Source organism: Cochleicola gelatinilyticus (assembly GCF_001637325.1).
In the GTDB taxonomy this organism is placed as follows: Bacteria; Bacteroidota; Bacteroidia; order Flavobacteriales; family Flavobacteriaceae; genus Cochleicola; species Cochleicola gelatinilyticus.
In genome coordinates this window covers 64282-84964 of record NZ_LRXL01000052.1, presented here as the reverse complement: position 1 = coordinate 84964, position 20683 = coordinate 64282, and the positions used below count along the sequence as shown (strand labels likewise).

19 protein-coding genes, 1 pseudogene and 1 riboswitch are annotated in these 20683 nt (G+C 37.3%); of the genes and pseudogenes, 3 read left to right on the top strand and 17 right to left on the bottom strand.

Annotated elements, in window-relative coordinates; genetic code table 11:
• Window positions 1-26: 26 nt before the first annotated feature.
• Both ULVI_RS13310 and ULVI_RS13305 read right to left on the bottom strand, forming a co-directional pair.
• Window positions 27-1112: a bifunctional 3-deoxy-7-phosphoheptulonate synthase/chorismate mutase type II gene (locus ULVI_RS13310; RefSeq protein ID WP_068593291.1), complete on the bottom strand. Its 1086-nt coding sequence runs from the start codon at window positions 1110-1112 to the stop codon at window positions 27-29.
• A complete protein-coding gene (locus ULVI_RS13305) occupies window positions 1102-1974 on the bottom strand; it encodes a prephenate dehydratase (protein WP_068593290.1) in 873 nt (290 codons plus the stop codon). Before ULVI_RS13305 ends, ULVI_RS13310 begins: the two co-directional genes overlap by 11 nt.
• Before the next feature lie 239 nt (window positions 1975-2213).
• Here ULVI_RS13305 and gldA point away from each other — a divergent pair, with 239 nt between their 5' ends.
• A complete protein-coding gene (gldA, locus tag ULVI_RS13300; protein WP_068593289.1) occupies window positions 2214-3113 on the top strand; it encodes a gliding motility-associated ABC transporter ATP-binding subunit GldA in 900 nt (299 codons plus the stop codon).
• Here the strand turns inward: gldA and ULVI_RS13295 are convergent.
• From ULVI_RS13295 to ULVI_RS13245, 11 genes and pseudogenes are all read right to left on the bottom strand, one after another.
• The gene (locus ULVI_RS13295) at window positions 3100-3858 is read right to left on the bottom strand and encodes a head GIN domain-containing protein (RefSeq protein ID WP_068593288.1); all 759 of its coding nucleotides are present in this window, start codon (window positions 3856-3858) and stop codon (window positions 3100-3102) included. The genes gldA and ULVI_RS13295 overlap by 14 nt on opposite strands.
• A gap of 6 nt (window positions 3859-3864) precedes the next feature.
• Window positions 3865-4977: an acyloxyacyl hydrolase gene (locus tag ULVI_RS13290; protein WP_068593287.1), complete on the bottom strand. Its 1113-nt coding sequence runs from the start codon at window positions 4975-4977 to the stop codon at window positions 3865-3867.
• A gap of 27 nt (window positions 4978-5004) precedes the next feature.
• Window positions 5005-5757 carry a head GIN domain-containing protein gene (locus ULVI_RS13285; protein WP_068593481.1) on the bottom strand — a complete coding sequence of 251 codons (753 nt, stop codon included), beginning with the start codon at window positions 5755-5757 and terminating at the stop codon, window positions 5005-5007.
• A 4-nt stretch (window positions 5758-5761) separates the two neighbouring features.
• On the bottom strand, window positions 5762-6853 hold the full coding sequence (locus tag ULVI_RS13280) for an acyloxyacyl hydrolase (protein WP_068593286.1): 1092 nt from the start codon (window positions 6851-6853) through the stop codon (window positions 5762-5764).
• Window positions 6854-6881: 28 nt separating this feature from the next.
• Window positions 6882-7832 carry a pyridoxal-phosphate dependent enzyme gene (locus ULVI_RS13275; RefSeq protein ID WP_394330943.1) on the bottom strand — a complete coding sequence of 317 codons (951 nt, stop codon included), beginning with the start codon at window positions 7830-7832 and terminating at the stop codon, window positions 6882-6884.
• Between the two features lie 33 nt (window positions 7833-7865).
• Window positions 7866-8504 carry a phosphoadenosine phosphosulfate reductase domain-containing protein gene (locus ULVI_RS13270; protein WP_082830877.1) on the bottom strand — a complete coding sequence of 213 codons (639 nt, stop codon included), beginning with the start codon at window positions 8502-8504 and terminating at the stop codon, window positions 7866-7868.
• Between the two features lie 62 nt (window positions 8505-8566).
• Window positions 8567-8989 (bottom strand): RrF2 family transcriptional regulator, encoded by a 423-nt coding sequence (locus ULVI_RS13265; protein ID WP_068593284.1) that lies wholly within the window; start codon window positions 8987-8989, stop codon window positions 8567-8569.
• Window positions 8990-9181: 192 nt separating this feature from the next.
• Entirely contained in the window at window positions 9182-9601 is a 420-nt protein-coding gene (locus ULVI_RS13260; protein ID WP_068593283.1) for an OsmC family protein, read from the bottom strand.
• 5 nt (window positions 9602-9606) lie between these two features.
• Window positions 9607-10692, bottom strand: a pseudogene (locus ULVI_RS15770) (aspartate kinase); the annotation flags it as partial.
• Between the two features lie 16 nt (window positions 10693-10708).
• Window positions 10709-11731 carry an alpha/beta fold hydrolase gene (locus ULVI_RS15765; protein ID WP_068593281.1) on the bottom strand — a complete coding sequence of 341 codons (1023 nt, stop codon included), beginning with the start codon at window positions 11729-11731 and terminating at the stop codon, window positions 10709-10711.
• Between the two features lie 64 nt (window positions 11732-11795).
• Window positions 11796-13088, bottom strand: a complete 1293-nt coding sequence (locus ULVI_RS13245) for an O-acetylhomoserine aminocarboxypropyltransferase/cysteine synthase family protein (protein WP_068593280.1) — start codon at window positions 13086-13088, stop codon at window positions 11796-11798.
• Between the two features lie 129 nt (window positions 13089-13217).
• Window positions 13218-13330: riboswitch (SAM riboswitch) on the bottom strand.
• Between the two features lie 287 nt (window positions 13331-13617).
• Here ULVI_RS13245 and metK point away from each other — a divergent pair.
• A complete protein-coding gene (metK, locus tag ULVI_RS13240) occupies window positions 13618-14871 on the top strand; it encodes a methionine adenosyltransferase (RefSeq protein WP_068593279.1) in 1254 nt (417 codons plus the stop codon).
• 84 nt (window positions 14872-14955) lie between these two features.
• A complete protein-coding gene (locus ULVI_RS13235; RefSeq protein WP_068593278.1) occupies window positions 14956-16626 on the top strand; it encodes an amidase family protein in 1671 nt (556 codons plus the stop codon).
• On the opposite strand, the gene ULVI_RS13230 is transcribed toward ULVI_RS13235, so the two are convergent.
• The 4 genes from ULVI_RS13230 to ULVI_RS13215 form a co-directional block, all read right to left on the bottom strand.
• A complete protein-coding gene (locus ULVI_RS13230) occupies window positions 16623-17531 on the bottom strand; it encodes a DUF302 domain-containing protein (RefSeq protein ID WP_068593277.1) in 909 nt (302 codons plus the stop codon). The two genes, ULVI_RS13235 and ULVI_RS13230, sit on opposite strands and share 4 nt — an antisense overlap.
• Before the next feature lie 123 nt (window positions 17532-17654).
• On the bottom strand, window positions 17655-18308 hold the full coding sequence (locus ULVI_RS13225; RefSeq protein ID WP_068593276.1) for a response regulator: 654 nt from the start codon (window positions 18306-18308) through the stop codon (window positions 17655-17657).
• A gap of 111 nt (window positions 18309-18419) precedes the next feature.
• Window positions 18420-18671, bottom strand: a complete 252-nt coding sequence (locus tag ULVI_RS13220; RefSeq protein ID WP_068593275.1) for a hypothetical protein — start codon at window positions 18669-18671, stop codon at window positions 18420-18422.
• A 68-nt stretch (window positions 18672-18739) separates the two neighbouring features.
• Complete coding sequence (locus tag ULVI_RS13215; protein WP_197463516.1) at window positions 18740-20683, bottom strand: tetratricopeptide repeat-containing sensor histidine kinase; 1944 nt, start codon at window positions 20681-20683, stop codon at window positions 18740-18742.

Here is a 20683-nt window from a genome sequence, read left to right as displayed (position 1 = left end):
CAGGGGCAAAGATACATCATACCGTTTTATTCTCCGCTAATCACTTTCTTTTGGTGATTGATCGATTCTTGATGAATTGCTTTATAAATCTTAAGCACGAATTCTTCACTTAATTTGTACTCTTCTCCTTCAAGAATCATTTTTCCTAATACTTCATTCCATCGTTTGGTTTGTAGTATAGCAACGTTTTGTTCTTTTTTAAGTGCCCCGATCTGGTCTGCGATCTTCATACGTTTTCCCAAGGTTTCAATTACTTGATGATCCATCACATCAATCTTGGTTCGCAATGTATTAAGTTTGTTCTTAAATTCTACTTCGTCTCCTTCTTCAACACGAATACGAAGATCCACCGTCATTTTATCTAAAGCCGCAGGGGTAATTTGCTGTGCCGCATCACTCCAAGCATTGTCGGGATCGTAATGAGTCTCTACCATGAGTCCGTCGTAATTAAGATCTAACGCGGTTTGACACAAGTCGAAAATTAAATCACGACGTCCCGCAATGTGCGAAGGGTCCAGAATAAGTGGAAGATCGGGAAATCGCGTTTGAAGATCGATAGGAATCTGCCATTCGGGATTGTTTCGGTATGTATTTTTTTCATAAGCAGAAAATCCTCTGTGAATCACCCCAAGATTTTTTACACCTGCTTCATAAAAACGCTCTACAGCTCCTAACCATAATGCAAGGTCGGGATTTACTGGGTTTTTAATAAGCACCACTTTATCTGTCCCATTCAAGGCATCAGCAATTTCCTGAACAATAAAAGGTGACACCGTAGTTCGAGCACCGATCCAAAGTATATCCACATCATGTTTTAACGCAAGGTCTACGTGGTTGGCATTGGCCACTTCGGTAGTGGTTAACATCCCGGTTTCTTCTTTTGCTTTTTGAAGCCATTTTAATCCTAAAGCCCCTACCCCTTCAAAGTTTCCTGGGCGAGTTCTTGGTTTCCAGATCCCGGCACGAAGTACTGTAGCATCTGTATCTTTTAACTGATGGGCTATTTTTAAAACCTGCGCTTCGGTCTCTGCACTGCATGGTCCAGCGATCACTAAAGGATGCGCCAACTTCATGTTATTCAACCAAGTGCGTAATTCTTTTTTATTTTCCATGAACTAATTGTCTGTTTAATTGACTGGGAGCATTGTTAAGATTTTGTTTGTAGGTTCCCAGCACCTTCAATTTTTTTACTGCTTTTTCTAATACGTTGGTTACTTCTGCAAATAACACTTGATCTTCATACAAAACATCTATAAAGAATGAATACTGCCAAGGACTACCTTCTATAGGAAAAGATTGTATTTTGGTTAAATTGATGCCAAAGGTACTCAACAATTGTAAAACACTTGCTAAACTTCCTACTTCATGTCCTAACTGAAATTTAAGGGTTGCTTTATTTCTTTCTGAAGCATTTTCCGCAGTTTCTCTTCCTATTACCACAAACCGAGTTTTATTATCTTTTATGGTCTGAATATTTTTATCGAGAATTTGAAGTCCGTACTTTTCAGCCACTTGCTTTCCGGCGATGGCAGCAACTCCTTTCAAACCATTTTCTTTTATTCTTTTTGCTTCTGAAGCAGTATCCTTTCCTTCAATAACCTTACAATGGGGTTGCAATCGCTGAAGGTATTCTTTGCACTGCTGGAGCGCCACTGGATGCGAATGTACCTCATCGATGCTATGGATAGTCTCACCCTGCAACGCCATAAGATACATTTCGATGGTTAGAAAAGTTTCATCAAGGATCTTTAAGTTTTTACTATCAATTAAATTATAATTTGGGAGAATAGACCCCGCAATTGTATTCTCTATTGCAATAACCCCTAAATCTGCACTAAAATCGGACAGGCTACCGGCGACATTATCGAACGAACTACAAGGGAGGAGTTCTACATTTTGATTGGGAAAAAGTTGTTGTACGGCCAGGTCGTGAAAAGAACTTTCTATTCCCTGAATGGCGATTTTTAGTGACATAGGTTTCAGTTTTAAACAAAAAAAATCCCGAACATTTTGTCCGGGATGAATATAATATATGTGGTAAATACCTACATAGCAATCCCGGTTCTATCTTTAAAATAGAAATACCAAAAATTGAAATAAGTACTTAAATGATTCATTATTCGTTTATATACTGCTAATGTAATTAAAACTTCGACGGCACAAAATATTTTACTTGCTTTTTTATTTATGTAGTTTTGTTTTTTCTGAAAAATATGTCGATACACGTTTCAAATATTTCTAAAATTTACGGCTCACAAAAGGCTCTAAACAATGTATCTTTTAAGATTGAGTCTGGTGAAATTGTAGGTTTTTTAGGCCCTAATGGTGCTGGAAAATCTACGATGATGAAAATTCTTACCACCTACATCGCTCCTACGGAAGGTACCGCCAAAATTAACTCATTTTCCCTTTCTGAAGCTCCTAAAAAAATTCAACAAACTATTGGCTATCTTCCAGAACACAATCCGTTATACCTAGATATGTATGTGCGGGAGTACCTTCAGTTTAATGCAGAACTATATAAAACGCCCACTTCCGAAGTAGAAAAAGTAATATCTCGAGTAGGTCTTACACAAGAAGCACATAAAAAAATCGGGCAGCTCTCTAAAGGATATCGTCAACGTGTGGGGCTTGCCAATGCACTCCTTCATGATCCCGACGTACTTATTCTCGATGAACCTACTACAGGACTCGATCCTAATCAGCTTATTGAAATCCGGGAACTTATTAAAAATATTGGAAGCACTAAAACAGTGTTGCTTTCTACGCATATTATGCAAGAAGTTGAGGCAATTTGCGATCGGGTGATCATTATTAATAAAGGAGAAATTGTTCTTGATAAAAAACTTTCGGAACTGTCGAATGAAAAACAACAAATTGTTGAAGTTGAATTCGATTATCGTGTGGAAGAAATTGCGCTTCAGAAATTAACGCACGTTACAAAAGTGGAGAACAGTGCTGGTTTTGTTTATCAGCTCTATTTTAATACACAGGAAGATATGCGATCAAGTGTGTTTGATTTTGCTCATGATAACGGACTAAAAATTCTTCAGTTACATCAAAAAAACACGACGCTCGAAAAGTTATTTGTTGAATTAACTACTCAAAAATAAGGCGCCCGCGGTATAGCTCTTCTACCTCAACGATTTCTAATGAATCTCGTGGTGTTTTTACGACTACATCACCAATACTAACAATCTTACCACGAATGCTCCTCGTCGGATTTACAATCATGACATTGGTACTGCGGTGAAAAAGATACATGCTTTCAACCGCTAGATTTGAAGCGTCTACACGGGTATCTCCAGAAAACAACTCGAATTTTGCTCTATTAGCAGTCCCGCTAAGATAAAACTTTGAAAGACCATTCGCTGTTATATTTAAATCTTCTACGTCTAGATTTAAATAAAAATCTCCGTCGATATGAAAGGCATCTTCTTCGATAGTATCTTCAGACAATAAAGTTAAACTAGGAAATTGAAGCGTTCCAATGCTCTCAACAGTTTGCCCCGTGCTGCTTCTTATTTCGGTAATGTTTGGAGCTGTGACGATCACTTTTGTAATTCCGTAATCACGAACTACATTACAACCATTTGTGTTTCGAATAATGAGTTGATCGTTATCTACACTTACTTCAACATCGTTCATAAGGTTTTCACCTGTTTCTACGACCACACTATATTCATCACCTTGCTGCACTAATAAAGTCGTACGCTCGAAAACCACAATACGATTAAATTCGGGTACAATTCTTTCTTGCTGAATAATATCACCTGCCGCTTGAAAGCAATTTAACCCCTTATCGGAATCACAACTAAAAAGAACAACAGCAATTACTATGTAAATTAATTTTTTCATAACTCGTTACAATCGTATACCAATTCCAAATTCTACTCCTTCTGCTTTCGCCCAATGTGCTTTTACCGTTACGGAAGCAAACACTTTATCTTCTAAAAAATACCGTTTCAACCCCAAACGATTGTACACTCTATTTTCAAAAGCATACGGCCAGTATACATAATATCCTAATTGTGAAACAAAAGCTACTTTGTTAAAACGTAATTCGTGACCAATAAATAATCCGACCCGTTTGTAATCTTCATCACCGCTTAGTCCATCTTCTGGATATGCGACCGACCTATAATAGATAAGTTCTTCTAGAAACTTCGAAAAGAACACATCGACACCTGCTTGTAAGGTACTTTTATAATTAATGCGTTTATCTGCAAATGCAGAGACCACATAGAAGGGGTATTGTCCCTGTCGGTTTACGTCACTTTCATTCCAACCAAACCGAAAGGCGACATTGTATTTAATTTTCTCTGCATGACTCGAGCTTGGTGTATCTTCTAAAGGAATGTATTCGGGAAATTCTTCATGATCGAACAAATAGCTCACTCCGGCATTGAACGCCCAGGTATTGGTACTGTTATTTGGAGCTCTTAAGTTGGCATTCGAATAGTGAATTATACCAAACCCAGCATGAAAACCAAAACCATTCCAAATGTTTTCTTTAACGTAATTCGCCTTCAGAAATGTGGTGCTTAAAAAACGAGTTCCGTAGGCATTATTAATAAAGTTAGTTTCATAATCGTACGGGTTCGATGCATATGCGATTCCCTGCCCTAAACGTATTACCAAACTTCGATTATAAAAATACCAGTTGTAGTGCCCATATACACTGTAATTTTCTCCCAAATAAGGATTCTTCATGTCTTGATACATAAAGGTAAAACCCCAATCTGGATATCGGTAGCGGCGTTCCCATTCGTTAAATCCGTATGTCTTGCGATTGTAGGTGAGCATTACCCCCGAAGGATGCCCAGTAATAAGGTGTGCAATATCAGGATTGTGTTCAAGAATGCTTCCGTAGAAATAATCGGCTTCGAGAGAAAAAGGTTTTTTTTCAACACCTTCCTGTGCCCAGAGACTTGTACAACAAGTTCCTAAAAATAATAACAAAATAAATTCTCTCATAGCTTATAAAAAGCAGTAAATATACACTTAATCTAAAAAGATAAGTCGTCCTGTAAATAATTCTTCAACATCTACCAATGGGGGCTCCTGAGAAGAAAGCACATCGCCCGTACCACGAATTACTCCTTTAATTTCCTGTAGCGGATTGACGATCATAACATTAGCACTTCGCTGTTGAACCACAAGATTTTGAATACTAAAATTTGTTCCTTCGAAACGGGGTTGTTCGTCACTAAAAACTAAAGTTGCGTCTTGTGTAGTTCCAGAAATATAGAAGATACTTTGTCCGTTTGCAGAGACAGAAAACGACTCACAATTTAAATTTAAATAAAAATCGCCTCCCTTATAAGTACCTTCCACATTCCCTGTAGTGTTGCTAACCAAAGAAAGTTCTGGGAAAGATAATTCACCTTGCCCGATCACGTCGTAGGAAGAGCTATTTCTAATTTCAGTAATGTTTGGAGTGGTAACATATGCTTTAGTGATTCCGTAATCACGAACAAAATTGCAACTGTTTTCATCACGAATCACTAAAGTTTCTCCTTCCATTCGCACCGAAACATCTGGCAGTAAATTCTCGCCAGTTTCGATACGTACACTTTGCTCATCACCTTGCGAAAGATACAGAGTAACTTCATCTTCAATTCGAATTTTAGAAAAATCTGAGACTTCAAATACCTGTTGAACAATAGTTCCTTCTTTCTGAAAACAATCGTTCGCGCTATCGCTATTACACGAAAGGCAACTTAATAATAAAATAAAGTACCAATAGTTTCTCATAGGATTATATTCTAATTCCAATTCCAAATTCTACTGCTTCAGCTTTAGCGCCATGCGACTTTAAAGTGGTCGACGCTACAATGTTTTTATGTAGTCTATAGGTGAGTCCGGCTCTAAAATACGTACGACCTTCAAAATCGTAAGGATAGTACACATAATAGCCTAACTGTGTTAAAACTCCTACTTTCCCAATGTGCAATTCATGCCCTGCAAAAACACCAGCTCGTTTGTAATCTTCATCCCCCTTTATACCATAACTTGGAAACGAGATCGAAATGTATTCAATCTGCCTTTTTAGGAAATAGGAGAAGAACATATCGGCCCCTATTTGGATAGAGCTTTTATAGCTTAATCGTTTATCTAAGAATGTGGACACTACTAAAAAAGGTTCTTGCCCTAAATTTAAATAATCACTTTCATTAACACCTGTGCGCAGCATCAAATTAAATTTAATAGGTTCCGAAAACTTTGTATATTCCTTAAAGCTATATTCTGAGGTCTCTTCACGATCTAAGTGATATTGAAGTCCAACATTAAATGTGAGACTATTGGTACTCGAATTAGGTGCTGTAACATTTGCATTAGAATAATGAATCACCGCCAATCCGGCCTGAATTCCAATGTTTTTAAAAAGATACTGCTTGTTGTAGTTCAACATAAGATAGGTAGAACTTAACAAACTGCTTCCGTACGCATTATTCTTTGGGTTTGATTCTAAATCAAATTTATTGGATGCATACGCAATCCCTTGCCCTATTCGCAATAACACATTTCGATTAAAAAAATAAGAATTATAATGAGCGTACACCCCATAGTTTGCTCCCAATATATCATACTGTGGATTATGATATACAAACGAAACGCCCCAATCTGGATAATTATACGCCTGCTGCCAGCGTTCTTCTCCAAATGTTTTCTTATTGTAACTAAGAATAAGTCCGTCGGGATGGCCTTTTATTAAATGAGCTATATCCTTATTATGACGAAGAATCGTTCCGTAGAAATAATTCGCATCGATAAACGAATCAACTTTTTCTTCTTGAGAAAAAAGAGTTGCCGTACCCAACAGTAAAACAAGAAATAGAAATTTCCTCATAGGCGCAAAGTAAATAAATTTGCCGATTTTAAAAGGGAAGATTTAATAAATCAACATTACCACCCGAAAGAACAATACCAACCTTCTCACCTTTAAAGCGATGTCTATCTCTAATTAATGCTGCTAATGGCACTGCGCTCGATGCTTCAGTAACTAGTTTTAAACGTTCCCAAAGCAACTGCATTGCTGCTTTAATTTCTGTTTCTTCGACTCGAATGATATCCGAAACCAATTGTTGAATAATAGGAAAATTAACATCCCCGAGATTCGTCTTCAGACCATCAGCAATGGTATTGGCAGTAGTATTAGTTTCAATTTTCCCCGATTGCAATGAACGAAATGCATCATCTGCCGCCATAGGTTCGCCACCAATTGTTCTACAATTTTTTCCGAAGTAATGTACCGATAACGCTGTTCCTGCAATTAAACCACCACCACCTACTGGCGTAAAAATCGCGTTTAAGTCTGAGTGTTTTTTAAGTAATTCGGATGCGGCAGTTCCTTGTCCTAAAATCACATCTAAATTATTGGAGGGGTGCAAAAATGTAGCTCCTTTTTCTCTTTCAATTTTAGACGCTGCTGCTTCTCGTGCTTGTAATGTTGGTTCCGATTCGGTGATTATTCCACCATATCCTTTCACCGCTTCTTTTTTAACTGTAGGTGCATTCGATGGCATTACAATGTATGCTTTTACGCCAAGATTTTTAGCTGCTAAAGAAAGTGCTTGAGCAAAGTTTCCCGAAGAGTGTGTTACAACTCCGGCTTTTTTTTGTGCTTCGGAAAGTTGTAAAATCGCATTAATGGCACCTCGCATTTTAAAAGCACCCATTTTCTGAAAGTTCTCACATTTAAACACAACCTCAGCACCTGTAAGTTTATTTATAAAAGAAGAAGTTATTACTGGAGTTTGATGCACATGAGGAGTCACTCTCGAGATCGTTTCAAGTAGTTTTGTTTCCGAAGGAAAAATCATATCCATACTTATATCTTGGTTATGATTTCGAAAATACGCTTAATTTTTTAAGTGAATACCACACTCTCTATTTTCTAGTGCTTTTACAGGATCGTAATAATCGAACTCGATAGGAAGTCGGTGTTTTTTAAGATAGGCAACGATTTCGGTATTTGAATAATAAAAGAAAGGGGCAACTTTTAATACCCCGTTAGATGTTAGTGTTAAGATATCAAGGTTGCTTCGGAAGGTGTTCTGGTCTTTTCGGAGGTTTGTGATCCAAACATCTGGATTGTGTTTTTTAAATGCTCTATTAAAAGGTTCTAATTTAACTTTTTCTGAAAATTCTGCATGCATTGGATTCGAAATTTCTGGAGTACCAATTGTGTGCTTTAAAAATGCGGTTGTTAACCTCGGAGTAAAAATATCTACAGAAAGAGAAAGTTTATCGATAAGTGTAAGCGCATGTTGATAAGTTGCATCGGTATTAAATCCCGTATCGCACCAAATTATAGGTATTTGCTTATTCACTTTTGTTGTAGCATGCAATACCGCTGCCGAATATGTCCCGAAGCTTGTTGTTACTACTGGTCGTTCCGCCAAATTTAAAACAAACGAAAGTATATCCGCAGGCGAATCGTATCGTAAGTTTTCGTTAAAAAGCGCTATGTTTTTGGATGTGATGTTCAATATATTCATATTACTCTATGGACTTACTAGAGTATGCAAAAGTAAACAATATTTAAGAAGGTACAAACGTGTTATATAATAGATTGAGAAACGAGGTCTGCTACAGAGGTGTTTTCGAATATTTTAAGGTTATTATCCCGAACACGAATCATTAAGTTATGAACGCTGCAGGCACTTTCTTCTGGGCAGTCATCACATTTCTCATAAAAATTAAGACTCACACATGGAACCATTGCAATGGGTCCCTCTAAAATTCGAAATACAGATGCTATTGTGATTTGATCGGCTTGCTTTAATAAATAATAACCACCACCTTTTCCTTTTTTAGAACCAAGAATTCCCGTCTTACGAAGTGTAAGTAAGATGCTTTCCAGAAATTTTTGAGAAATGTTTTCCGATTCCGAGATTACGGAAATCTGTACCGGCTCGTTGGTGTCTTGTTTGGCAAGATACGTTAGCGCTTTAATTCCGTATTTGGTTTTTCTGGATAACATAAGGTAAATCGTAAATAATCGTTATAAACTTACGCATATTTTAACAGATAGCTTAAAATAATTTTTGAAACCATTATCATCATCAAATAGCTTTTACCAATATATGAGAATAAAAAATTAATGTGATGGTTACAATTGTTTCCTTACGTTGACGAGCCTATTACTTACTTTACACTATTTAGATGTAATACGTTATAATTTAATGTTATTTAAAACAATTGTATAAGTAATAGCAACACACCCAGTTAGCGTAAGAGATACCGAACAGTATTTTTCAAAACTTAGCGCTGCAGCACGCTTCGCCTTTGCTTCGGCTATATCCCCTTCTAAGTATATAGTAAGGTGTACAGCTTCAAACGGTTTTGCATCGCCAGTATCTTTTCGTTTTCCTTCTACTTCGATCTTGTAAGAACGTACTTCCTGCCGTTGTTTTTTCAATATTGAAATAATATCGATCGCATTACAACCGCCTATCGCCATGAGCATTAATTCCATCGGACTCGCTCCTTTCGCAACTGCTTCGGTTTTATTATCGATCGAAACCGCCACATTATTGGGTCCTTTAGCTTCAAATAGATAATCTTGATTTAGTCGGTTTAAAGTTACTTTCATATAATTTAATTTAGTTTATTACTTAGTCGTAAAACATCTCCGAAGACGCCACGAGCTGTAACCTCTGCGCCTGCTCCAGCACCTTGAATTACAATAGGATTATCTCCATAACTTTCACTGTAAATTTCAAAAATAGAATCACTGCCTTTTAATTGTCCTAACATACTATTTCTAGGAACAGAAACCAACTTTACTTCTAAAATAGCACCATCATTTTTAGAGAGGTCTCCTCTAAGATCTCCAATATATCGAAGTACATGCCCTTTCTTCTGATTTTTTTTCTTTAGATGAAAAGGTACGTCGAAGTCTTTAAGCTGCAATAAAAAATCTTCTTTTGTTCCTTGTCGTAACTGTTTCGGAATTAAATTTTCAATCTGTATATCGGAAAACTCATTATGTAATTCTAGCTCTCTTGCGAGAATTAATAACTTTCTACCCACGTCGTTGCCACAAAGATCTTCTCTTGCGTCGGGTTCGGTATACCCCTTATTAATAGCATCTTGAAGTACTTCACTAAAGAGTTTGTTCCCTTCAGAAAACCGATTAAATAAATAACTTAATGATCCCGAAAAAACACCTTTAATACGAGTTATATTTTCTCCCGAAAGATGCAAAAGCTTAATGGTATCTACTAACGGAAGTCCGGCACCCACATTGGTTTCATATAAATATTCTTTTTTATGTTTTGAAAGTGTTTTCCGAAGATTTCTATAAAAATCTAAACCTATTGTATTTCCTATTTTATTGGAAGAAACCAAACTAAATCCACTCTTTACAAGCGGTTCGTAATTTAAAACAAATTCTACATCGGCCGTATTGTCTATGGCGATCAAATTATCGAATTCATTTTCTTGCGCATAAGTAAGAACATCTTGCAATGTATAACCAACCTTTTGTGCTATAATCGCATCTCTCCAGTTTTCGGAACACCCTTCTTTATCTAATAAAAGATGAGAAGAATTAGCAATTGCGAAAATTTTTAGATCTAAATCACGCCGTTCTAAAATTTCTCGATACGAAGCGTGGATCTGATCGATCAACCTTCCTCCTACATTTCCAACTCCAAATATCGCGATGTAAATAGTCTTCGTCTTTAGTTGTTCCAAATCAATTAATGAGACATTCGGATTTTTTATTTTTTCTACTAGTATTGAGTTCATTTGTTGTATTATTTATTTGAAAAACGGGTTGCAAAATCGCTGCTAATTGATCAAATTCCATTAAAAAAGCATCGTGACCATGAATAGATTCGATTGTTTTGTATTGAACGTTTTTCTTTATTGTTTTGTAACTATTATAGGTTTCTTCAATTTCTGAATTTGTAAAAAACAGGTCTGAATCTACTCCCACCAGCAATACATTTCCCTGTATCTTTTTAACTGAAGCTAAAAAGTCACCCGTATCTTTGGTGATATTTATGGTCGTGAGCAAATGGTTCATTAAGACATACGCACTAACTTTAAATCGTTTTTTTAACGCAGCACTATGATGCAGCAACCAGCTTTCTACATTAGGAATCTGCAACGTATCGTTGATACTTCTGTGAAATTTATGTGTAAGGGATTTCGGAGCACGATACAACGTCATAGCATGAATTCTCGCATCTCCCAACGGATCGCTAGAATGTTCTAAAATCTGCTTCTGGATTCTGCAATTTGCCAGCACCCAGTCGGTCGATTTCCAGTCGGTCGCAATAGGAATAATGTTCTCAAATAATTCTGGTCGTAGAGCTGCCATTTGCCAGGCAATACTCCCTCCTAACGAGCCTCCAATAACGGTATGAACCTTCTTTATGTTAAGACGCTCAATCCCCAACAGAAATATTTTGGAAACATCATACACCGTAAAGGCTTCAGGCGTGTCGATTTTAAAACCATCATATCCGTTTCCAGGAATGTTGAAAGCAAGGATCGTATATTTTTCAGTATCTATACATTTCCTTGCTCCAATTAATTGGTTCCACCAACCCAGCGCTCCGCAGACAGTACTATTCCCGGTAAGCGCATGATTTACTAGAACAACTGGAGCCGACCCTAAAGGCAAACCAAATAACTCATAGCTTAACGGAAGTATGCCCGAATACCCTTCATTACGGGTTGTATATGTAATATCGATTGAATGTAATTTCATAGTCTAAAAAATAGATTAAAACAGCGGTTTTTGTAAGCACCGCTGTTTTCTTAGTTCTCAATCATTATATAGTAACAACACTCTTTTCAAGTTGCAAGGCTTGTTTAAGATCTCCAATTAGATCGTCAAGATTTTCTAATCCTACCGAAAGTCTTATAAGCTCTTTCGTTACTCCAGTAGTTTCCTGCTGTTGTTCACTCAATTGTTGGTGCGTGGTACTTGCGGGGTGTATGATTAGTGATTTAGTATCTCCAATATTAGCAAGTAATGAAAAGAGTTTTGTTGCATCCACGAATTTTTTAGCCGCTTCGAATCCGTCTTTTAAACCAAACGTAACCAATCCACTTTGTCCTTTTGGAAGGTATTTTTGTGCCAAATCGTAATATGTGTCGTTTGCTAATCCGGGATAATGCACCCAGGCAACTTCTTCGCGATCCTGCAACCATTGCGCTACTTTCAAGGCATTTTTACTGTGCTTTTGAATACGGATCTCCAAAGTTTCTAGTCCTTGTAAAATTTGAAATGCATTAAACGGACTCAATGCTGCACCAAAGTCACGCAAACCTTCAATTCGTACTTTTGCTATAAACGCGGCTTCTTTTAATACTTCGGAATAAATCAACCCGTGATATCCTTCTGAAGGTTCGGTAAACTCGGGAAATTTGCCGTTGGTCCAGTCGAACGTTCCAGCATCGATAATCACGCCTCCTAAAGAAGTGCCGTTTCCATTGATGTATTTAGTAAGGGAATGAATTACAATATTTGCCCCATACGAAATCGGATTTAAAAGCGCTGGTGAGGCTACCGTATTATCAACAATTAGTGGAAGCTTATTCGCTTTTGCTTGTAGCGAAATCGCTTCAATGTCCAACACATCGAGTTTAGGGTTTCCTAACGATTCAATAAAAATTGCACGGGTGTTCTCTCGTACTGCATTTCCAAAATTTTCAGGATTTGAAGCATCTACAAAAGTGGTTTTAATGCCAAATCTTGGCAAGGTCACATTTAATAAATTGTAGGTGCCTCCATACAAACTGCTTGACGCCACAATATGATCTCCAGATCGTAACAGAGTGAGTAAAGTGGTTGCAATTGCCGAAGTTCCCGAGGCGGTAACTACTGCAGCAATACCACCTTCGAGTGCCGCGAGCCGTTGCTCGAGAATATCATTGGTAGGATTGTTAAGCCGGGTATAAATAAATCCCGGTTCGGAAAGATTAAAGAGATTGGCAGCATGATCACTGTCTTTAAAAACATAGCTGCTTGTTTGATAAATTGGCACCGCTCGGGTACCACCGTTTGCAGTCACATCGTAACCTGCGTGCAATGATTGGGTTGCAAATTGTTGTGTACTCATTTTTCTAATTTTTGAGTTAATAAATAATTAAAACAATTCCGACGATCGGAATAAACACGCCTCTTGGCGTACTTTAATAGAAAAATGTTATTAAGAATGACGCTGATCCTCAGAAAGAAAATCAGGTTGTCGTTATCTATCTCCGGTACAATACCGTTGTAGAATGTAGCACCTTCTTTATATAGAATAAAGGGTTGCTAAGGTTTCGTAGGGTCTAATCCCTCCACCTTTCTTGATAACATTTCAATAAAAGTTTGAACTTTACAGCCACAAAGATAAAGGCAAGAAATTTTAATATCCTAATTAATACCCAAAAATTCTTAAATTAATTTCTTTTCGTTTTAATTTTTTTACATTTGCCCCTTACATAAAAGAGGAAAGATTTGACTGATTGCAACCTCTTCCGATTTGGCACTGTCAATGAAGAAATCCTTATAGTTTCGAGGGTTAAAAAATGCTAAAGGCAGTAATAACTTCCTTAGACGCTTTCGTCAAATCGACCCCTATAATTAAGAATTAAAAATTAGCTATGGCCTATTTATTTACTTCAGAAAGTGTTTCTGAAGGACACCCAGATAAAGTTGCAGATCAAATTAGTGACGCCTTATTAGATCATTTTTTAGCCTTCGATCCCGAATCGAAAGTAGCATGTGAAACGCTAGTTACTACGGGTCAAGTGGTACTTGCTGGAGAAGTAAAGAGTGACACGTATCTCGATGTTCAAACCATCGCAAGAGATGTTGTTAACAAAATTGGATACACAAAAGGTGCCTATAAATTTAGTGGTGATTCTTGTGGTGTTATTTCGTTAATTCACGAACAATCTCAAGACATTAATCAAGGAGTAGATCGCGAAGATAAGGAAGAGCAAGGAGCAGGTGACCAAGGAATGATGTTTGGTTATGCAACCAAAGAAACCGAAAATTTCATGCCACTTGCCTTGGAGATTTCGCACACTATTTTAATAGAATTAGCCAAATTACGCAGAGCAGAGGATGAAATTCCATACCTACGCCCCGACTCTAAAAGTCAAGTAACCATTGAATACAGTGACGACAATATTCCTCAAAAAATTGTTTCGATCGTTTTGTCTACACAACACGACGAGTTCGATGAAGATGAGGCGATGCTTGCAAAAATTAAAAAAGACATCTTAGAGATTTTAATTCCGAAGGTAAAAGCACAACTTCCTGAGTATGTTCAAAAATTATTCACTAACGATATAGTATATCATATTAATCCCACTGGAAAATTCGTAATTGGTGGCCCTCACGGTGACACTGGACTTACCGGAAGAAAGATCATCGTAGATACTTACGGTGGAAAAGGCGCTCATGGTGGAGGTGCCTTTAGCGGAAAAGATCCTAGTAAAGTAGATCGCAGTGCCGCCTATGCTTCGAGACATATCGCAAAAAATTTAGTCGCAGCTGGTGTAGCAGACGAGATTCTTGTGCAAGTTTCGTACGCCATTGGAGTGGTAGAACCAACTTCAATTCTAGTAAACACACACGGAACTTCACACGTATCGCTTACCGATGGTGAAATTGCGAAGATTGTAGCGAAATTATTCGATATGCGTCCAGCAGCCATCGAAAAAAGATTGAAATTACGAAATCCAATCTATGTAGAAACTGCTGCCTACGGACACATGGGGCGAATTCCTGAAACGGTTACAAAAATCTTCGAAAGTCCATATAATGGGGTTATCGAAAGAGAAGTAGAACTGTTTACGTGGGAAAAATTGGATTATGTTGACAAAGTAAAAGAAGCCTTTAAATTGTAATTACATTTTCTACCCAAAATCTTATAGTAAAACCATTCTGAACTTTCGGAATGGTTTTTTTACTTTTATAGAAATTCAAATCGTATGAAGTCTAAGCACCCTTATCTCGTTTCACTTGTTTTACTATTTTTATTTTGTTCGTGTAATAATAATGCACAAGAAAAAGAAACAGCTGTGCTTTGGACACCTCAAGATGAAGTTTCAGAAATCGAAAAACAGCAAGAACACGAACTGGACCGCATGAAGTTTAAAGCTATTCAGTCTAAATTTTTAGATAAAAATAAAGTCTTTCAGAAATTAGCTTCCGAAGTACAAAATTTTTCTGAAGAACGCTACACCACCTTACGCCCTCTCATTCTAGAACAAAATATCCCAACACTTCAAAAACACATTACGGAAGGTGCATTTACCTACGAAGAACTTACACTATTTTTTCTGAAACGAATTTACCACTACGAACTCGATCCCGCTAAAACCCTACACACCATCGTTGCTTTAAATCCGAATATTTTGGAGGAAGCTAGAGAAAAAGACATCAATAAATCAAACAACATGCACCCCATTTACGGCATGCCGATCTTACTGAAGGATAACATTAATACATCGAACATGCGCACCACTGCCGGAGCTGTAGTGTTGCAAGAGAACCAGCCCAAAGAAGATGCCTTTTTGGTGCAACAATTAAAGAAAAACGGCGCCCTTATTTTAGGTAAAGTAAACCTCAGCGAATGGGCTTATTTCTTTTGCAATGGATGTCCCGTAGGCTATAGTGCTGTTGGAGGACAAACTCTTAATCCCTACGGAAGAAAAATATTTGAAACCGGCGGAAGCAGCTCGGGTAGTGGTACATCCATTGCTGCTAATTATGCGGTTGCTGCTATAGGTACAGAAACCTCTGGTTCTATTTTGTCGCCTTCGAGTCAGAACTCTTTGGTGGGCTTAAAACCTACTGTCGGACTGTTAAGTCGTTCGGGGATTGTTCCTATATCGCACACCCTCGACACGCCCGGCCCTATGACCCGAAATGTGGTTGATAATGCAATAGTTTTAGACGCCATGAAGGGAAACGATCCTGAAGACGCTTCAAGCAAAACTTCTAAAACACCCTATTCTAATGTTGCTGCTTTACAACAAGGCACATTAAAAGGAAAACGACTGGGAGTACTAAAAGGACTGCTTAGCGATTCGATCTACAACGCCACTGTAGAAAAAATAAAAGCGGCAGGTGCAGATGTGTTACTGTTCGATGCGGCTCAACTTCCTATGGATGGTTTTTTAACCTTGCTCAATTTGGAAATGAAAGAAGATCTTCCTGTTTATTTATCGAAATATGCTTCAGATAATGTGATAGTGAGTAATCTTTCAGAAGTGATGAAATTTAATAGCAAAGACAGTATTCGCTACATGCCATATAACCAAGGGATTTTCGATGGAATTATAAAAGATACCACCGCTAATGAAGACTTTCAGAAATTGAAACAGACGTTGCATGAGAACGGAACCAAATTTTTTCAAGAACCGATGGTGAAATACAACCTCGACGCTATCTTATCTATAAATAATTACCATGCAGGGTATGCAGCTGTTGGGTTGCACCCGTGTCTTACGGTACCGATGGGGTATAAAAAATCGGGAGAACCTATCTCGTTAACGTTGATAGGTACTCCCGATTCTGAATGGAATTTATTACAACTAGGATATGCTTTCGAAAAGGCGAATCCTGTGCGGAAAACTCCGAATGAATATAAGTATTAGTTGGCTGCGTCTACCGCTAAACCTGCTAAAGCGCTACTAATTGTAGCAACTACTTGCGATTGTCCTTGAATGTTATGACGTAATTCTAAATATTCTGGATCGTTGTAAGAAATATTTACCGTTCCGTCTTCTTCTTGCCACACTAACATTTTCTGCGGAAGATCTAATGCGGTAGTTTGTGATGCTTTCATTAAGGGTGTTCCTAAGTTAGGATTTCCAAAAATGATTACCCGAGTTGGATCTAATTCTTCTCCTACAGACTGTGCATTTAATTGGTGGTCTAGTTCGCGTACTAAGGTAAGATCTCCATTATCAACAATGGCATTACGAAGGTTGCTGTACGTTGTACTAAAATCGTTCTGACTTACAATGGTAACGGTACCTTGACGAAAAGTAATTCCGCTGCTTGAATTTTCAGAAACTATACCATTTGTAGCACTTCCCGCAAAATTGCTTAATGCAGTACTAATCTGCTGAAGTGTTGGAGCAGCTCCAACATTATATCGAGACGATAGGTAAGCTGTAGAATTATATCCAATAAAAACATTGTTCTGCGCATCTTGATACACCAACATTTTTTGTGGTAAGTCTAAACCTGCTAATTGATTTACCTGCATCAGCGATGTTCCCAAAGCTGGATTTCCAAAAAAGATAATGCGAGTATTGCGAAGATCGTCTCCTATGCTCTGTGCATTAGACTTATGATTTACTTCTGCAATAATTGAAATATTAGGATTACTTTGTAATGCACTACGTAATGTATTATAAGTTGTTGTAAAATCTTGGTCGCTTAGAGCATACGACATTCCAGCAGTTGTGGGTTCGTTTACAACAGGAGCTCCATCGTCATCACTTTTACAAGAGGTTACAATAATTAAAAGGGCAAATAGCCAGGTAAGTTTCATAGTTTATAATTTAAATTAATTCGTAAAATTAAGGCGTAGTTTTTCGGAATAGCAACTGTTTTAGAAGAGTTTAACAGTAAAGTCTATAGGTATAACGAAAAAGTGGGTAAGATATTGAAGCTACTAAATAATATTGTATCGTTTCGCTTTTTGAACCGCCTCAATCTTACTGTGTACTTGTAGCTTTTTATACGTGTTTTCAATATGTTTTCGAACTGTACTCGGCGAAATAAAAAGGTTCTCTGCAATAGCCGTATAAGGCAACCCTGTGCTTAATTGTTCTAAGACTTCCACTTCACGTTTCGATAAAGAAACGTCTTCTAGATCGTGATGGTGTTCGATCCCAATAGGATTGCGAAGTAATTTTAATGTTTTTAGAGCTATTGAAGGATTCATCGCTGCGCCTCCATGTAGTGTTTCCAAAATGCCTTGGTGTAATACTGGCGGATCAATCTCTTTAAGAAGGTATCCATCTGCTCCTGCCTTGATTGCATTAAAAATGTGTTCATCATTATCGAAAGCTGTAAGCATAATGATCTTAATTTGTGGAAACTTATGTTTTACAATCTGTGTTGTTTCAATGCCATTAAGTATGGGCATTTCAATATCCATTAAAATAAGGTCGATATGGTGACTTTCGGCTAATTTCGCTAATAATTCACTGCCATTTAATGAGGTATGCTTTACAGTAAGATCGTCAAAAAAGGAGAGTTTTTCTTTAATTGCCTGAATTAAAAAAGAATTATCATCTACAATGGCAATTTTAAACGGTGTCATAAAAGGTTGTTGCTAGTTCCCTTAAAAATAATCAAAATTAACGCAACAGCTATACGGCATATGTCGTATTCATTTTTAACTACGTTTCTAGGTACAAACATACCGACATTGTTACGTTTCATAAAGGCAATTAACCTCTTGTACTTGAAGTGCTTCAGACAAGTTGTGCTTTTGTAAATCGTACGTATTTAAGCCTAAATTCCGAATAGTGATCTGTTCTCGGTGCCTTGTGATTTCAGAATAAAGTAATTCTGTCACCTTTTGATGTTTCTTTTTATTCGTTTCAGAAATATTTCTGAAAACCCATACCAACAAAAAGGCTGTAATAAAAAAGATTCCTCCTATAGCTATATTAGTACTCATACGCATTCCTAAATAAACAAGGTACAACGGAAGCTTCGAAAAAAAAATAAGGCACTTGTCGTACTTCTTTAAAACTGAACTTTGAGTGTCGTCCCTTTTTCCTTTTCTGAAGCAATAGTAAAACTACCGCCTAATTCATTTACCCTTTTTCGAATATTATGCAGTCCGTTGCCATCTTCTTTAGCACTGGAAAAACCAATACCATCATCGGTAATTTTTAAAATATAGGTCTCATTTTCTTGAGTCAACGAGACCGAAATTTGTGTAGCATTTGCGTGTTTTAATGCATTGTTCACTCCTTCCTGAATAATTCGATACAGGTTCATTCCTTCTACCGAAGCAAAAGTAATTTCTTTATCATATTTAGTAAGCCCTTTAAATTGAAACGAAATATGCTGGGAGGCGTCCCGTGCATTGTCTATAAAATTTGAAATGCGCACTTGAAGATCTTCTAAAGCGATGGTGTTTTTATTCATCGCCCAAATGGTATCTCGCAATTCATAGATGGTACTTTTTGTGAATGCACTAATTCCCGATAACTTGGTAATGGTAGCTTCGGAAGCATCCTGCAATTTGTATTTTAAACTATCGATTGAAGAAATAATAAAAGTGAGTTGTGCCCCGATATTGTCATGAAGATCTCTGGAAATACGAAGGCGTTGTTCCTGTAATCTGTTTTGCGTTTCGATGCGTGCGAGCGCAGTTTTAAGTTCCGCTTCTTTCTGAAGCTGCCGATGCTTATTTTGTTGGTGCTTAAACAATAGATACCCCAATAACCCCAGCAGCATTAGTAATGCAATTCCTCCATAAATAAGTAGATTCTTATTACGCACTTGCAATTCACGCTCTGCAAGATTGGCTCTCGTTTCGGCCAACATCCGTTCTTTTTCTGAAAAATTAAATTTTGTCTCTAAAGTTGCAATGTTACTCGCATTTTCATGGGAAAAAATACTGTCTTTGGCCCTCAAAGTTTCAGAAAGATAGCGCGCTCCATTTTCAACATCGTTAAAAGCATAGTAGGCTTTAGCAGAAGCTTCGTAAAAATTTGCAGAAGCATTGGTGAGTTCCGGAAATTCGTTACGATAGGTTTCTCCCTCTTTAATATATTTAAAGGTATTTAATGCATCCCTTTCGTTTGTAAATATTTGAATTAGGTTTACAATGGCATGAAGATTAGCACGTCGATCAATATTATTCTTACTTCTTCCTTCGAATGATTCTTCTAAAATTGGAATGGCTTTCTGTGTCTGGTTGGTACGAACGTATACATTACTTAAGCTACTTAATAAATTGTAATAGACTCCGAGTTCATTGGCCTCTCTTGCTAATTCTATACCTTCATTCAGGGCTTTTTCTGCTTCTGTATACTTCTTTTTTTCAGTTAAATTTATACCTATATTATTTAACGATACGGGAATCTCTGAAACCGCATTATTCTTTCTACGGTTTGAGAGTGCCTTGTAATGATATTCGAGTGCTTTATCGGTAAGCCCCATTTCTTGATAGATAAGCCCTATGTTATTGAGATACGTACCATCTTTCCCAGCTTTGGACATCTCATTGTTCATTTTAAGTGCTTTAAAAAAATAATCGAGTGCTTCTTGGTACTGGCCCTTGTTCCAGTGAAACATCCCTAAATTATTAATTACCATCACCGTAATAATATCTTGATTGTTTCTAGCGCTTAAGTCATAGGCTTTTTCAAAATAATAACGTGCAGAATCCGATTGTCCTCTCACATCGTAATAGATTCCATACGTGTTTGTTAATTCCGCTTCCGAGAAATAGTTGTTTTGTAAAGCTGCTTCCTCAATTCCCTTCTCTAACAATTTTTTTGCCGTTTCAGGAGCATTAAAAATGTAGTAAAAGCTTACTTTATTATAAATTCGTAAGCGAGTAGAATCGTTGCTTTTTTCTGCCACTTGTAGCAAGCTATCGATCGACTTCTCTTTATTCTGCCCGAAGACAACAGAAGAAACAAATACCATAAAACAGAACAATACTAATCTCAT